14 protein-coding genes are annotated in these 15,912 nt (G+C 45.0%); 2 read left to right on the top strand and 12 right to left on the bottom strand.

The annotated features are described in order from the left end of the window. Positions 1–2: 2 nt before the first annotated feature. From CHL76_RS15065 to CHL76_RS15035, 7 genes are all read right to left on the bottom strand, one after another. Positions 3–1,181, bottom strand: a complete 1,179-nt coding sequence (locus CHL76_RS15065; RefSeq protein WP_079475162.1) for an iron-containing alcohol dehydrogenase — start codon at positions 1,179–1,181, stop codon at positions 3–5. Next, the gene (locus CHL76_RS15060; RefSeq protein WP_079475161.1) at positions 1,174–2,697 is read right to left on the bottom strand and encodes a sodium:solute symporter family protein; all 1,524 of its coding nucleotides are present in this window, start codon (positions 2,695–2,697) and stop codon (positions 1,174–1,176) included. Before CHL76_RS15060 ends, CHL76_RS15065 begins: the two co-directional genes overlap by 8 nt. Positions 2,698–2,806: 109 nt before the next feature. Beyond that, on the bottom strand, positions 2,807–3,289 hold the full coding sequence (locus CHL76_RS15055; RefSeq protein ID WP_094909023.1) for a hypothetical protein: 483 nt from the start codon (positions 3,287–3,289) through the stop codon (positions 2,807–2,809). Between the two features lie 12 nt (positions 3,290–3,301). After that, on the bottom strand, positions 3,302–4,729 hold the full coding sequence (locus tag CHL76_RS15050) for an aldehyde dehydrogenase family protein (RefSeq protein WP_079475159.1): 1,428 nt from the start codon (positions 4,727–4,729) through the stop codon (positions 3,302–3,304). 63 nt (positions 4,730–4,792) lie between these two features. Continuing rightward, positions 4,793–5,806, bottom strand: a complete 1,014-nt coding sequence (locus CHL76_RS15045; RefSeq protein WP_079475158.1) for a LacI family DNA-binding transcriptional regulator — start codon at positions 5,804–5,806, stop codon at positions 4,793–4,795. A 134-nt stretch (positions 5,807–5,940) separates the two neighbouring features. Further along, positions 5,941–8,364 (bottom strand): Lon protease family protein, encoded by a 2,424-nt coding sequence (locus tag CHL76_RS15040; RefSeq protein WP_094909022.1) that lies wholly within the window; start codon positions 8,362–8,364, stop codon positions 5,941–5,943. A gap of 154 nt (positions 8,365–8,518) precedes the next feature. Continuing rightward, positions 8,519–9,751: an Nramp family divalent metal transporter gene (locus tag CHL76_RS15035; RefSeq protein WP_079475156.1), complete on the bottom strand. Its 1,233-nt coding sequence runs from the start codon at positions 9,749–9,751 to the stop codon at positions 8,519–8,521. Positions 9,752–10,010: 259 nt separating this feature from the next. Here CHL76_RS15035 and CHL76_RS15030 point away from each other — a divergent pair, with 259 nt between their 5' ends. After that, on the top strand, positions 10,011–10,901 hold the full coding sequence (locus CHL76_RS15030; RefSeq protein ID WP_079475155.1) for a C40 family peptidase: 891 nt from the start codon (positions 10,011–10,013) through the stop codon (positions 10,899–10,901). A gap of 80 nt (positions 10,902–10,981) precedes the next feature. Here the strand turns inward: CHL76_RS15030 and CHL76_RS16875 are convergent, their stop codons facing one another. The 4 genes from CHL76_RS16875 to CHL76_RS15010 form a co-directional block, all read right to left on the bottom strand. Continuing rightward, the gene (locus tag CHL76_RS16875; protein WP_143747478.1) at positions 10,982–11,221 is read right to left on the bottom strand and encodes a hypothetical protein; all 240 of its coding nucleotides are present in this window, start codon (positions 11,219–11,221) and stop codon (positions 10,982–10,984) included. A 219-nt stretch (positions 11,222–11,440) separates the two neighbouring features. After that, the gene (locus CHL76_RS15020) at positions 11,441–12,868 is read right to left on the bottom strand and encodes an SLC13 family permease (protein WP_079475153.1); all 1,428 of its coding nucleotides are present in this window, start codon (positions 12,866–12,868) and stop codon (positions 11,441–11,443) included. Between the two features lie 174 nt (positions 12,869–13,042). After that, a complete protein-coding gene (locus CHL76_RS15015) occupies positions 13,043–13,969 on the bottom strand; it encodes a peptidoglycan-binding protein (RefSeq protein WP_094909020.1) in 927 nt (308 codons plus the stop codon). A 69-nt stretch (positions 13,970–14,038) separates the two neighbouring features. Further along, positions 14,039–14,383 (bottom strand): winged helix-turn-helix transcriptional regulator, encoded by a 345-nt coding sequence (locus CHL76_RS15010; RefSeq protein ID WP_094909019.1) that lies wholly within the window; start codon positions 14,381–14,383, stop codon positions 14,039–14,041. Between the two features lie 146 nt (positions 14,384–14,529). Here CHL76_RS15010 and fdhA point away from each other — a divergent pair, with 146 nt between their 5' ends. Further along, on the top strand, positions 14,530–15,744 hold the full coding sequence (fdhA, locus tag CHL76_RS15005; RefSeq protein WP_094909018.1) for a formaldehyde dehydrogenase, glutathione-independent: 1,215 nt from the start codon (positions 14,530–14,532) through the stop codon (positions 15,742–15,744). A 57-nt stretch (positions 15,745–15,801) separates the two neighbouring features. On the opposite strand, the gene CHL76_RS17510 is transcribed toward fdhA, so the two are convergent. Further along, the gene (locus CHL76_RS17510; protein ID WP_416171864.1) at positions 15,802–15,894 is read right to left on the bottom strand and encodes an IS3 family transposase; all 93 of its coding nucleotides are present in this window, start codon (positions 15,892–15,894) and stop codon (positions 15,802–15,804) included. Positions 15,895–15,912: the final 18 nt, after the last annotated feature.

Genomic DNA, 15,912 nt, shown 5'->3' with positions numbered 1-15,912 from the left:
AACTATTTGTTAATTTCCAAAGTACCTGCAAAAGCTGCTTCATATCTTTCTAAAATATCCTGGTAAGAATAAGATTTAGGACTTCTTGCTAAAAGCCTTGTCTGTTTTTCTCCGCTTTCTGCCAGCTTCACAAGATCACTTTTTTCAATTCCAAACTGCTCCAATGTCGAAGGAATGCCAACATCTTCAACAATATTCTTTAACTCCCGGACACCTGCTATTGCAGCTTCCCTTTTCGACAACCCTTTTGTATTAGCCCCTATTCGTTCTGCTATCGTCCCCATTTTTTCCATGCAGGAAGGCCAGATGTAATCGAAAATGTAAGGAAGAAGCACAGCGTTGGATTCACCATGGGAAATTTTAAATAATCCTCCTAACGGATAGGCTAAAGCGTGGACGCCGGCAACCCCTGCGTTGTAAAAGCTGAGCCCTGCCGTCATGCTCCCCCAGCTCATCTGCACACGCGCCTCTTTATTATTTCCATTCCATACCGCCGTACGAATATTTTTCGCTATTCTTTCCATTGCATCCAAAGCGAGAGCATCGGTCAGGGGAGTGCTGTTAACAGAGATGTATGCTTCTACTGCATGAGTAAGAGCATCCACTCCTGTAGCCGCAGTGATCTTAGGCGGCACCGTCATCGTGAGCTCGGGATCTACTACAGCAACGTCTGCCAATAAAAACTCATGGGTGATAACGTCTTTAGTGCCCTCAAGTGAGAACACACTGATATCAGTCACCTCTGCCCCTGTACCAGCCGTAGTTGGTATTAAAAGCTTTGGCAGGCCTTTGCTTTTAAGGGTTTTGTCGCCGGAAAGATTTAAATAATTTTCGATGGAGCCTTCGTTGCCATGCAATACCGAAACGGCCTTTGCGATATCCAAAGAGCTGCCGCCCCCGATTCCGATAACAAAATCTGCATCGAATGACTTCAGTGCCTGCAAAGCATTCTTCCCGATTTCTACAGGCGGCTCCGGTTTTAAGTCTGAATATATTTCATACACCACCCCGGCTTTTTTTAATTGCTCCTCTAAAGGGGCTGCGAGGCCGGCATCGACTACCCCCGGATCCGCAAATACCATTACCCGTTTTGCCTGATGGGCCTGCAGCAAAGCCGGTGTTTCATTTATTGCTCCTTCACCAGAAATAATTCTAATAGGCGATACAAACGGTTTATACATTTTTCCCACTCCTTGCGTTTGGTTTCTGCTTTATATCTAAACCACTTTCTTTTGAAGATTCAGTAGTAGCTATCGTCACAATATACATCGTGAGCATCCCGACAATAACTCCAATACCAGCAGCCCCGAATGGATTCGAGAAGTTAAGGCCGATTGGCAGATAAACGAACCAATACACAACTGTCGCTGCTATTAAAGAAGATATGGCTGCTGTTTTATTGGCACGGTCCCATACACCACCAACTACAATAGGGCCTGCAGTAGCTGCCATGATGCCTCCGATGCCAATCCACATAAAGACCGCTAAGAACTCTGGCGGGGACCAGGCAAAAAAGATGGCTGCGATTATTACTACAAATGTGCTGTAACGGCTGATAATCAATTCGTTCCGCTCCGCTTTTTCTTTCGAAATATTGATTTTAGGTACAATCGTTTTGCGGTACAAGTCATTAGCAAGCAGCTGAGTAAGTGATACTATCAAACCGTCGGACGTAGACATTACGGCGGAAAGCACAGCTATTGCCAGAAAGGCTGCAATCACCGGCGGGAATATTTCACTGAACAGCACCGGAATTATTTGATCCGGGCTGATACCTGCATCCGAGCCGACTACCGCTATTCCAAGCATTCCACCCAAAGCCATCAAAGGAAGAATTGTAGCAAAGATCGTGCAATACATAATCAGCTTTCTGATGTCTTTGCTGCCTTTAACTGCCATAAATTTATTGCCAAGATGCGGCTGCACTGAGAAAGGAAGGTGGGCTACAAACAATAAGGCCACCAGCCAAAATGCTCCGTACGTGTTATCTCCAGGAAGAAATAACTGATTAAAGCCGCCCTGAGGATTTTCATTACTTACTGTTTCAAGCATATTTGTGAAACCGCCATTGACACCAACGCTCGTCATAAAACAAACAAATACTGTAATTGCTACGATCAGCATTAAAAATCCCTGCACGGCATCTGTAATGATGTCTGAGTGGGAACCGCCCATAAATACATAAACAGCCAGTACCGCTGCCGTGATGATTAAGCCAATCTCATAATTCACACCCATCATCGTCTGAAACATTGTCGCAGCAGCAACAAATTGAGAAACTACGTAAAAAATGAGCAAAATAGAAATAATCGTTAACGCAATCCGCAAAAAATCACTTTTGTATCTTTCTCCAATAAATTCTGGAATCGTTCTTGTACCAAAATCATCACCATATTTCTTTATAACCTTGGCTACAAAAAGCATGCCAATAACGGTAGCTATAGGATAAAGCAGCGGATACCAGAGACTCGGTGTTCCGATACTGTATGCAAGCCCCGGCATTCCCATAAACGTTGAACCACTCGATATTCCCGCTGCGATTACTAAGGCAATCACTAAGGGACTATAACTTGATCGTGCAGTAGCAAAATCCTCCGAAGTTTTAGTTCTTTTCATTCCGACCCAGCCGAAATACAGCATCATTAGTATAAATAAGCCCATGAAAATCCAGGAATAGGTTACGATTTGTGTATTCATAGAACCCCCCTATTCTTTTTCCTTTACAATGTTTGTTTTCCAAAGTGTCAATGCCATCCCCACCCAGGTGCCAAGTATACAAATGGCCATAATTATCAGAAAGTTCATTTTATTCTCCCCTTTCTTGATAAAACTGCTGAATAATAGGAAATTTTTCTAATTTATCGTAGGATCCTGAACTCACTTCATACAGCATGGTTTTCATCTTATTGCCAGCACCCTTTCTAACGTCTTCGATCTGGTAGGGTGCGTAAATAACATAAGTTTGCTCCCATTGCACCACTGGTACCTTCCATGACCTGCGCTGGTAGAGAAAATACTTTCTTAATATTTCCTTCCCCTGCTCCTGGAAGGCATTCCTTTCTATTTCATAAGGAATAACTGTTTCCCTCTTTACTTCAGTAGTTGTGTAAACTGGAAGATGATCTATAATACTCTGCCGGTTCGTTATACCGTCTCCAACAGTAATAATTTTTTCTTTACGTTCACCAAACAAGGTTTGAAAAGTTACTGCCCACTCAGCTGCGTACTGGGGGTAATAACAAGTAAACAAATGCTCTTTCTCCCTCCCGGTCATTGTTTGTATTTGCATGCCGCTCTCCCCTTAACGATATTTAAGGCTTATCATTTTCAATTCAGTCATTTCTTCGATGGCGTATTTTACTCCCTCCCTTCCATATCCAGAATCCTTCACTCCCCCATAGGGCATATGATCAAAACGCAAAGTAGGCACGTCATTAACAAGAACCTGGCCGGCTTCTATCCGGTGTGCCATATCCAAAGCCTGCTTCAGGTCATTCGTAAACACTCCCGCGTTCAAGCCAAACCGGCTGTTGTTCATTTGTTCCAAAGCTTCTTCCGAGTCTTGTACTTTATTGATAATAACTACCGGACCAAAAGCTTCCTTGCAGGAAATAGAAGATGAGGAAGGAACATTCAGCAAAATAGTCGGCTCTAAACCATTACCAGTCTTTTTTCCTCCCGCCAGGATTTCAGCCCCCTCGGTTTCTGCTTCTTTCACCCATTCATATAAACGCTGCTGCGATTTTTTATTAATTAAACTGGAAACTTCCGTGCTTTCTTCTAAGGGGTCCCCGAACTGAAGAAGAGCAGTTTTTTCTGAGCATCTGCGTACAAAATCTTGAAAAACTTCTGCATGGACATAAATACGCTGTGTACTTAAACAAACCTGTCCATTATATGCAAACGCCCCTTTGACTGCCTTTTCAGCTACTTCATTAATTTCTTCACAGCACGACTGGTCGATGTACATCGGCGAGTTGCTCCCTAACTCAAGCGTCATTTTTTTCAATCCTGCTTTTGCTTTTAACAGCTTTCCTATTTCGGGGCTGCCAGTGAAAGATATTTTTTTCACCCGCTCGTCATGAAGCATTACTTCTCCTAATGATTTTCCGTCTCCGGGAACTATTGCGATTGCTCCGGAAGGAAGGCCTGCTTCAGTTAATATTTCTGCCAGTAACAAGCTTGAAAAAGGAGTCTGCTCTGCTGGTTTAACTACAATAGTGTTTCCTGCCGCTATCGCCGGGCCGACTTTATGGGTCACGAGGTTTAAAGGGAAATTAAAAGGAGTAATGGCTCCAACTACTCCAATAGGTTCATGAATTGTATAAGCATCCCGGCCTTCGCCGCCTTCTGCAGCGTCTAGTTGTATATATTCCCCGTTCATTCTTTTTGCTTCTTCACCGGAAAACTGCAGGGTCTGAATAGTTCGTTGCACCTCGGTACGGGCAGCAGTTACCGGCTTGCATGCTTCCTGGGAAATAATTCGCGCCCCGTCTTCTTTTCTGTTCTGTAAGATTTCTGCCGCCCGAAAAAGAATTACAGCCCTTTCATTAGATGTTAACGTTTTCATTTTTTCGTAAGCTTCATTTGCTTCTTTGATTGCTTCATGCATCTCGGCTGGAGTGCTTTCAGCTGCTTCTCCAATTAAATTCTCTGTGTGGGGGTTGAAAACCTGATAGTAATTTGCAGCAGCTTGGGTTTTCCCTAGTAAAAACCATCCTTTTTTCATCCTTCTGCCTCCCAATATTTTCTGTGAATACGTATTCTCAGAACCAAAATTAAACCGCTCAGTTCATACTGAGCCTGGTTTAATAGGCCCTGTCGTTTTCCTTTGGTACAATGCAGGTTCGAGCGTAACTTGGATCGGAGACATGTTTTCCTTTCCAGCTTCAATCGAATTGATGAGATGTTCAATTCCGAGTCTTCCTAAATTCTTGTTGGACTGAGCGCCAATTGTGGTTAATTCGAATGCATGATGCCGGGCCATTCGTACGTTGTCCACTCCACAAATACTAATATCCTGAGGAATCCGGTATCCAAGCTCCAGAAGTGTATCCATGGCAGTGATAGCTATGGCATCCGTAGCGGCAAAAACTGCTGTAGGACGATTTTTCCGCCCCATCATTTTGAAAATGGCATCTGCTATCGCTTCCTCACTCGTATCAGTTTCGTTTAAAAATACTTTCCCGGTTTCCATAGTTTGCTCTGCTATTCCTTCTGTAAATCCTAGATATCTTCCATAAAAAGTGGAAGTATACATTGGCCCTCCGATGAATCCAAAATTCTCATGCCCGAGCTGGTACAAATGGTTCGCCGCCATTTTTCCAGCCTCGTAATTATTTATTTCCACAAAGTTTCCGCCTTCGTTATGCTTACGGTTAAACATCACGTACGGTATTTGGGATGCCTGCAATTCCTTCAGGATGGGGTCATCCATAAACACGGAAGACAATATGATACCATCCACCTGCATAGAAAGCACCGTTTCATATACAGTCATGTTGTCTCCGTTGTTCTCAAAGAAAACGTTGGTATTATAGCCCCTTTCTTTAGCGTAATTCACAATGGATGAAGTGGTCTCCACAAAGAAGGGATTATGCAACGGCCCGGATATGAGCGCTATCGTTTTGGAGCGCTTGCTGACTAAAGATCTGGCTATGGCATTTGGCCGGTAATTTAACTTTCTCATTGCTTCTGTAACTTTAGCTACGTTTTCTTTGCTGACCTTGTCTGAATTATTCAGCACTCTGGACACTGTTGATTGTGAAACTCCTGCTTCTTTGGCAACTTCTTTGGAAGAAATCATTTTTTAACTCCTGCTGAATACGTATTCATGGTAACTTGTTTCAATTATGAAATCGCATACATAAAAAGTCAAGCAAAATTTTATTCGTATTCATAACAATACAGCCTCTCTCTACAGACTGTATTGTTCATTTTTTATTCTATTTTCTGCTGCCTCAGATCTACTTCATACATCCGGTTAAAACGGGCTTCTGTGCGGGCAAACACTGAGCCTTCCGGGTACGTGCCGTCTTCCCGGCGTACGGCTCCTGCCCGTTCACCAGTCAGAATTTCCATCCCCTCGGAAATATGGCCGACCGCCCACACGTGAAAACTTCCTGCTTCCGCTGCTTCTACTACTTCCGGGTCGAGCATTAAATTACGGGCGTTCTGCTTCGGAATAATTACGCCCTGCCGGCCGTTCAATCCTTTTTCCCGGCAGATCTGAAAGAACCCCTCGATCTTTTCATTCACGCCCCCAATCGGCTGAATTTCTCCCCATTGATTTACTGACCCGGTTACTGCTATCCCCTGGTAAATAGGCACCTCGGCCAGAGAGGAAAGCAGCACATACAGCTCTGTACTCGAAGCACTGTCGCCGTCGATCAAATTATAGGTCTGTTCAAACGTGATGCTCGCCGATAAAGGAATGGGACGGTTTTTAGCAAACTGCCCGGATAGAAACCCGGTTAAAATCATCATCCCCTTATGATGAATCTGGCCGCTAAGAGAGGTCTCCCGCTCAATATTCATCAACCCGCTCTTCCCGACGTACGTTTGAGCCGTAATTTTTGTCGGAATACCGAACATGGAATCTCTTGTGCCCATAACGGCCAGTCCATTTATCTGGCCGACCCGGTAGCCTTCCGTTTGAATCATAATCGTTTCATCATAAATTCTTTCTCTGTATTGTTCGGGAATATGACTTGAGCGCCTGTATTTTTCCTCGAGCGCCCGGAAAACGTGTGCCGCTTTGACACAGGCCTCCCTTTCCTGCAGCGCGTAGTGACTGGATTCTACGAGCAGCTTTGTAATATCCTGAAACCTCGTAGTCATTTTACCCTGCTCATCTACTAACCGCGAACTATAGTCAATCACCCGGGCCACAGCTTCCCGGTGAAATGGCAGCAGTCCTTCTTCCTGAATATAATTTTTCACAAATCCAGCCATTTTCCAGCTGTTTTCATCGCTTTTTGCCATAACGGTATCGAACTCCACCTTCACTTTAAACAGCTTATCAAACTCTTCATCGAGTCTCGAAAGCAGATCATAAATATAATAGGAGCCGATAATGATGACTTTGGTCCGGAAAGGAATCGGCTCTGGCTTAAGAGCACTCGCTGGCAGCAGTCCCCGCTCTTCGTAGGAGTTTTCGATATGCACATGGCCGGTCTGAAGCATCCGTTTTAATCCCGGCCACGAGCCCGGGTGCTGCAGCAGATCTGCGGCTTGAAGGATCAAGTATCCTCCGTTGGCCAGATGCACAGCTCCTGGTTTAATGAATGTGAAGTTCGTCACCAGGCTGCCGATCTGCCCCTGATACTCTACCTTACCAAACAAATTATGATACGTTGGATTAGATTCATATACGACTGGCGCTCCATCTAAATGCCTGTTGTTTACAAGCAGATTCACCACATACCGCTGATACTGTTTTTCTTTCATTGTCTCAATTGCTCCTGCTGAACTTTCCTGCCCCTGGGCCGCGGCGAAAAAGTAAAAATGCTCCACGACATCCTGTTCATACGCAGTTAAATAATCCGTAACCTTCGGCATATGGCCGTACTGCCTGTGGAGCGGCTCAAATAACTTTTGTACTGCAGCTGAAGCCGTATCTGCCATAAACACCTGTACTTCTTTGCGAAAATTCTCTTCCATCCTCGCAATACGGCGCAGAGCGTCCTGAACTTTTTCTTCTACAAGCTTCTCATTTACCCGCAAATGCTCTTTTTCTGCTTCAAGTAAATGCTGGTAGGTTTCCCTGTTCATTGGCTGGCCGCGTTGAAGGGGGATTTTATTAATGCCGTTCTGCATGCGTTCGAGCTTAAAGTGGTGCTGTACGGCAAATTGGTCAGTTTCTTTCCACAGCTCGTCCATTTCTGCACGAAGGCGTTCAAACATTTCCCGCTTTTGCCTTTCATGACTATCGCTTGAAAATGCTGTTCTTAATTCACGCTCAATGTCCAGCAGCAGCTGTTCTATTTCCCGTCGAAAACGCTGGCCTTCCCCGGCTTTAAAGGAGAGCACTTCCGGCCGGTCTGGGTCGTCAAAATTGTGCACGTAGCACCAATCGTCGGGCCTTTCCTGAGTTCGGGCCAGATTCTCCACACTGTGCTGAGTATAAGTCATTCTTCCCGTCCCTGTCGGCCCCACGACAAATAAGTTGTATCCCGTCTGTTTTACCGAAAGACCGAACTCCATAGCCCGTTCAGCACGTTCCTGCCCAATCATTTCATATGGAAAAGCACCCATATCTTCGGTCGTTTCAAACGAAAAGGTTTCAGCATCAAACTCTGAACGAAGCTCTCCCGGAGACACCTCATGCAAAGCAAGTCTTTTTTCATAATCATGATGATTCATGAAACGCTCCTCCCTTCACTGCCAGCTCGATTTTACATTTTGGTTTCCGCGTACAACTTCGGGTTAAAACATTGATTCAATTAGTAGTATTTATTCCCTTTCTTATCATTCCTATGCTTTTTCTTTTATATTTCCCTAGAAGAAACTAGACGGTTTATGAAGTAAAAGCCATAATCGCATCCACAATGCTGTAGCCACCGAGAAACATGCAAACCAGTACGATAACTCCTCCCACCAGATTCATCTTCCAATGATTCACGTAATGGCCGAGGCGGTTTTTGTTATTCATAATAACTAGAAGCATAATTGAGACAAAAGGCAGAATAAGACCGTTTAATGCTTGAGCAAAAAGCAAAACATCTAGAGGTTCAAACCCAAGTCCGGAGAAAACAATCCCAATGACCATCACGGATAGGAATACCAGTTTAAATCGGATATTTTTCATGCCCCGTTTCCATTTTAATACGCTGCTGACGGTAACCGCTGCTCCAAGTGGCGATGCAAGCGCGGAAGAAAAACCTGCAGCAAATAAACCAATGCTGATAAAGGCGGTGGCCCAACTGCCCAGCAGTGGCTCAAGCTGCAATGCAAGGTCTGCGACGGATTCTACTTCAAGCCCACGTATGGTAGCCCCCGACGTAATTAAAATGGCTGCTGTAATTAATCCCCCCAAGCCGATCGATAAAAATACGTCCAGACGTGCTTCTTTCAAATGCCCTGGCTCGCTCCAGCGTTCTTTTACATTCTCTGAATGGAGAAATAAATTGTACGGAACAACCGTAGTACCAACAATTGCTATCACTGTAATTATAGCTTCCGGTGGAATCGAGGGAATAAAAGCTCCTTGAAACAATTCCGCGGGATCCGGCTGGGCAGTTACCATTGTGGTCACAAATGTTACACTCATGACCGAAATCAGTACTATCATTACCCGTTCAATTAACTTATAGCTTCCGCTAAGCCCAAGCAATAAAATAATTATGCCTACGACAGGGCCTATGGTATTTTCAGAAACACCCGTCAGTGTCGTTAATCCTAATGAAGTACCAAGCAAGTCGCCGGCAATGTAAGCAGCACACCCAAATACAATAGCAATAATCATAAGCCACATGGACCCGTATTTCAGCAGTGGGTTTGTAAATTGATCTCTTATCGCTGCCCCCAGGCCTTTTCCAGTAATTATTCCGAGCCGCGAACACATTTCCTGAAGTATAATAGTCGTGACAATTGAAAAAATGACGGCCCAAAGCAGGGCGAACCCAAAAGAAGCTCCTGCCCCGGTAGCTGTAGTAACTGTCCCCGGCCCAATAAATGAAGCAGCTACAATCACCCCCGGGCCAACCACCTTCACTCTTTCTCGTAACGGTTTCTTTTCTGCCTTTACCATTCATACTCCCCCTTCAGAAAATTAATCATTAAATAAACAAAATATTTTTTATATTAAAAATATTACAGATAATATTTGGGCGCTTTTCCTTTCATTTCGCATTTTACACTTTATTTGATGAGAAATTGATCATTAATTATTTCCTATTTTATACTCAGCGTTATTAAAACGTAATCTGGCTGAAACCTCCCGAATCATTCTATTTGTTACACTTACTCACAGTTTGATAAATTGATTTACATCATGAGGAGGAACATAAATGTTTAAATCTAACAGAAAAGCACCAAAGTATATATTATCCTCTGCCGTCGTTACGGCTTTAGCTTTAACTCCGGCTTTAAGTGGAAATGCAGCTGCGTTCGCTGATTCTGATTCAAGCGCAAGCACCAGCTCCAGCCAAGAAGACTCTGCCGAGACAGCGAACAAATCTGAATCTGCTGACGACACTCTTCTTTATCTTGGTGACTCAGGCGCCAGCGTAGAAGCTCTTCAATCGACGTTAAGCGATCTTGATTACTACAATTCCGAAATTGATGGTACTTATGATGAAGAAACTGTAGAAGCTGTAGAAGCATTTCAAACAGAAAATAACTTAAGCATAGACGGTATCGCCGGCCCTGAAACCATGGGGGCATTGGATGAAACAGAAGACTCCTCCGAGGCTCGTGATGAAACAGAAGAGAGCAGCAATGAAAGCAGCGAAAATAATGAAGAAAACGAAGAAGTCGCTTCTGCATCCTCTGGAGAATCTTCGGAGCCTTCCACTGAAAGCACATCATCCAACACGTCTGATTCCGGACTTGTTGATTCTGCGGAAAGCGTACTAGGCACTCCTTATGAATGGGGGGGAACTACCGCAAGCGGTCTGGACAGCAGCGGCTTTATCAACTACGTGTTTGAGGAAAATGGTACAGACGTTTCAAGAACCCATGAAGGCATCTGGCAGAACAACGGTGAATTCGTGGAAGAACCAAACGTGGGCGACGTTGTTTTTTATGAGGGTACGTATGACACAGAAGGCGCTTCGCACAGCGGTATATACATTGGAGACGGGCAAATGATCCATTCTGGCTCAAGCGGTGTCGAAGTCGCTGACACGAACAGCGATTACTGGGAAGAACATTATATTGGTGCAAAGACGATCGATTAATTCCTACATCTTTTAATAACCGCCTCTCTGCTTGTTTGCAGGGGGCGTTTTTTAATAAACTTGCTCGTGGTTCAAAGCTTCTATATCAACACCGCCAGTCCCAGACACAATACAGAGGCAGTTAATACCGCTCCTAAAAACGAATGCCAATGAGCTTTCGCTTCGGGCACATTCCCCAGCCGCTCCATCCCTTGAATTAATTGAACTACAGCAAGCGCTGCTACTGGCGGCACCAGACTCCACAGCGGAAACGTTCCGGAATAGGCAGTCAAAAGAAACGCGATGGCAGCTCCCGTCCATTCTAAAGATCGTTCCAGCATAATTATGGGCTTGCTTCTTTTCCGTTTTGGTTCACTCCTATAGGGGTGTCTGGTTTTTAGACGCAAAAGCCCATCGAATACAAACCAAACTGCAAGTATCGCAATAAACGAAAATAATATCTCACCTTCTCCCATCGTATAGGTGTACATAAAATAATCCTTTCCGCATAAAACAATCTTTTTTTATCTCTTCTCAAAGGCCGGGCAGGTTTTATACACTTAATAATTCAATACAACTGGCTGCCAGAAGTAAACAAACGCAACGATGACGAAGATAGCGACAATATTCATCCAGAATCCGGCTTTTACCATATCATCAATGGTTAAATAATCTGAACTAAAAACTGCAGCGTTGGGCGGAGTGGATATTGGCAGCATAAAGGCACAGCTGGCTGTTAAAGCTACGATCCCCATAATCGCGTAAGGGTCTACTCCTATTCCAAGCGCAAGACCGATGCTGATCGGCATCAGCATGTTCGACACTGCCGTATTGGACATAATTTCTGTCATAAACAATACTATGGCAGCAAGTACAATTAAAATTAAGACAAAAGGAAGTACCTCAAGTCCCCCCAAAAGCTCGCCAAACCATCCTGTTAAATTCGAAGATTCAAATGCTGCCGCAAGAGACAGCCCGCCCCCGAAAAGTAACAGCAGCCCCCAGGGCAGCTCTTTCATATCCTGCCATACCATGAGCCCGCCCCTTTCCTGTTTAGCAGGAAGCAAAAACATCGAAGTAGCCCCGATAATGGATATAGAAGTATCCGACAGACGATAGGCTTCCGGGATAAATCCGCTTGTAATCCAAAGAAAACCGACAACGGTAAAGATGGTCAGCACCGATTTTTCTTCAAAAGACATAGGCCCCAGCTCTTTCAGCTGGTTTCTTGCAAAATCAGTGGAAATATCCTTTTGCGCTGCCACACGGAACTGAATTTTCGTTAAATAAAAATAAAGCCCCGTAAGAAGAATAAGCGTTAAAGGAAAGCCAAATAAAAACCATTCTGCAAAAGTAACCGTCCGGTCCAGATTGGACGAAGCCACAGCTGCAAAAGCAGCGTTGGGCACTGAGCCTATTAATGTAGCCAGCCCGCCGATAGAGGCTGAATAGGCTACTGACAGCAGCAGTCCCTTAGCAAAACGGTTCAAGGATACTTCATCAAAGAAATCTTTATCCTTCACCTCTTTTATTAACGCTAGTGCAATAGGCAGCATCATTAACGCGGTAGCTGCATTTGAAATCCACATGGACAGCAGGGCTGTCGCCAATATAACGCCTAGAACAATGCGCTGGCTCCCCGTGCCGACAAATGAAATAATTGTCATCGCAATTCGTTTATGTAGGTTCCATTTTTCAATCGCAAGAGCAATGGTGAAGCCGCCCATATACATAAAAACGATGGGGTCGGCATAGGCCATTGTTGCTGTTTCTTCATCCGCCCCTCCAGTAATAGGGAGCAAAAAGATAGGAAGCAACGACGTAGCTGGTATGGGCAGTGCTTCTGTGATCCACCATGAAGCTACCCAGGCCGTAACGGCAAGCACTGCTCTCGGTTCGCTCTCAAGACCGGTAAGCGAAGGGAGAAAAAATAATAAAGCAAACAACGCCGGTCCTAGAATCAGTCCAATTTTTTTCCTTAAAGGCATAGTCCCCCTCCTTTCAATAAATATGTATGCAGCATTAAAATTTGGTTGGAATATTCTGAGTTTTAACACTACATATGCTCATTATATAGAAAAAAACCATTTATTTGGATAAATATTATAAAAGAGAAAAAAATAGGAAAAAAGACGGGCGCTAGCGCCCGTCTCCTGAACATTTTATTTTACTTGAACATAACTTGGATGAGCCGTGATATAAAGACCTGATTTTAACTGAAACATTTCGGTGCTGCTTCCTTCAACATTCACCTTTTCCATAATGGTAAATGCTTCTCCCCGGCTGACTGTGCCTACTACCGCATCGGCATCAAAAGAAGGGCGGGAACGCACATTCAGTAATTCGGCCAATACTACTGCGAGCTTCCCTTTCACTGCAGCGCCTTCGAGTGCTTCCCATGTGTTTGGGCCAACGATTCCATCTACTGTCAGGTTTTGCGACTTCTGAAACGAACGAACGGCGTTTTCCGTTTCTTCCCCAAAATCTCCGTCTGTACCGTACAGTGGCAGTTTCTCTCCTGCATCAAGAAGCATCTGCTGCATTCGCGCGACACTCGGGCCTTTGTCCCCGGGACGAAGCGTTGGATTTAAATCCTCTCCTACCGGACGGCCATCGCGCACCGCCCCCCGCACCGTATCCATATCAATACCAGGGCATGTGTTTGACGAATGGCCGGGGTATTCCCGGTGGCCTTTAACATCACTGATCGAAACATCGACTCCGGCCGTGCCCCGAAGCGCCGCCTGGAGATCAAAAAATGAACGTTCCTGAGCTTCGGTAAACGAGCTGCTTCCAACAAGGCATATACCTATCAACGGAGTATTATTACTTCCTACATGATATGAGATCCGGTCAATTCCATTAGCCCATTGGATTGTTCCGTCTTTTGTAATAACAAAATGATAGCCAACGCTTGGCCAGCCAAGCGTATCCACATGATAATTGGCAAAAGAAAAAGCATCTCCGCTTGTCGTTGCTGAGTGGTGCCTTGCGATCCCAGTAATCTGTGATAGTGATCGTTTTTGATAAGAGCCATTTCTTTTCACGCTTCCCCGTACATCGACGAGCTGAGGTAGTTGTTGAAACATTAAAACATCCCCTTTTTCATATAGTCAGCCGTTATATTGCGGCTTCTATATATAAAAGGGGATCCAGAATTACATTTCACAACCACGCTGTTGAATTTTTTCGATATAGCTTAACGCCCATCTTTCCATTGCTTCTAAAATTGGGAGAAGGTCCAGCCCGGCTTCCGTGAGCTGATATTCGACCCGCACCGGCACCTCCGGATATATGACCCGGGTCAAAATACCTGCGTTTTCGAGCTCGCGCAACTGATTCGTCAATATTTTCGGAGTGACCTCGGGAAGATTTTTCTGGAAAAATCCATATCTTCGGGGACTGCCATCGGAAAGCATCTGTACAATATCTGCTTTCCATTTACCACTGATTACAGCCAGCGTCACTTCCATCTTACAATGTGCCTGAAATGGATCCATCATATGAAAGCGCTCCCTTTTTTATACATAGTATCATAGCGGTAAGCAATGAACAAGAAAGTGCGTTCTTCCTTGAAAATCATTTATCCAATACACTGGACGTAGGGCGTAAGCGCTCCTACTTCATTACCATGAGGAGGAATTAAAGGATGAGCAACAAAGCAGTCGTTTATCAAGGTCCTGGTAAAGTCGAGGTTCAAGACATTGGCTATCCTGATTTAGTACTTCATGAAGGTCCAGGTGTTCCGCCGTCTAACGCAGGACGAAAATGTGAGCACGGTGTTATTCTCAAAATTATAACGACTAACATTTGCGGAAGTGACCAGCATATGGTCCGCGGAAGAACCACCGCTCCAAAAGGATTGGCACTTGGCCACGAAATTACTGGCGAGGTAGTTGAAGTAGGGCGTGACGTAGAATTCATCAAAAAAGGCGACCTCGTTTCTGTGCCGTTTAACGTAGCATGCGGCAGATGTAAGCTATGCAAAGAACAAAAAACTCATATATGCTTAAATGTAAACCCTGAACGGCCGGGCGGAGCTTACGGCTACGTAGATATGGGCGGCTGGGTAGGCGGACAGTCTGAATATGTGATGGTTCCTTATGCAGACTTCCAGCTGCTTGCCTTCCCGGATAAAGAGCAGGCCATGGAAAAAATCATGGATCTGACGATGCTTTCGGACATTTTCCCCACCGGCTTTCACGGGGCCGCTTCTGCGGGCGTTCGCCCTGGTTCTACCGTATACGTCGCCGGTGCCGGCCCGGTAGGACTTGCTGCTGCTCACTCCGCCCAGCTTCTCGGGGCTTCGGTCGTTATTGTAGGTGACCTTAATGAACAGCGTCTTAAGCAGGCAGAAAGCTTTGGCTGCGAAACCGTGAACTTAACAAAGCACGACAGCCTTGGAGAACAGATTGAGCAGATTCTCGGCGTACCTGAAGTGGACTGCGCGGTTGACGCTGTTGGTTTTGAAGCCTCCGGCCACGGGCCCGAGGCGAAAGAAGCTCCGGCTACTGTACTGAACTCAATCATGTCAGTGACTGAGGCTGGCGGACGGCTGGGTATCCCAGGTCTTTACGTGACCGAAGATCCTGGCGCCTCCGATGATGACGCCAAGCAGGGCTCCCTGAAAATCCGTATCGGCCTGGGCTGGGCGAAGGCCCATACGTTCGTTACCGGCCAGACGCCAGTGATGCAGTATCACCGCAATTTATTAAAACTGATTCTAAGTGATAAAGCACAAATTGCAAAAGCCGTAAACGCAACGCTGATTTCATTGGATGATGCACCTAAGGGCTATCAGGATTTCGACAAAGGGGCTGCGAAGAAATTCGTTATTGACCCGCATGGTTCTGTCCGGTCGTAAATAAATAAAAAACGAGCAGAGTGCACTGACCTAGAAATATGAGACAAGATAAAGCACCTAGCCTTCTGCCGTTCGGTATTCCACCGGCGTGTGGAAGGCTAATTTCGTAAAGGGTCGCTGATAATTGTAATAATACATGTACGTCTGCACGTTTTCTAGTATAATGGT

Source organism: Marinococcus halophilus (assembly GCF_002265875.1).
Lineage (GTDB): Bacteria > Bacillota > Bacilli > Bacillales > Marinococcaceae > Marinococcus > Marinococcus halophilus.
The sequence above is the reverse complement of the archived record's forward strand: the minus strand, read 5'-3'. Positions and strand labels throughout refer to the sequence as shown.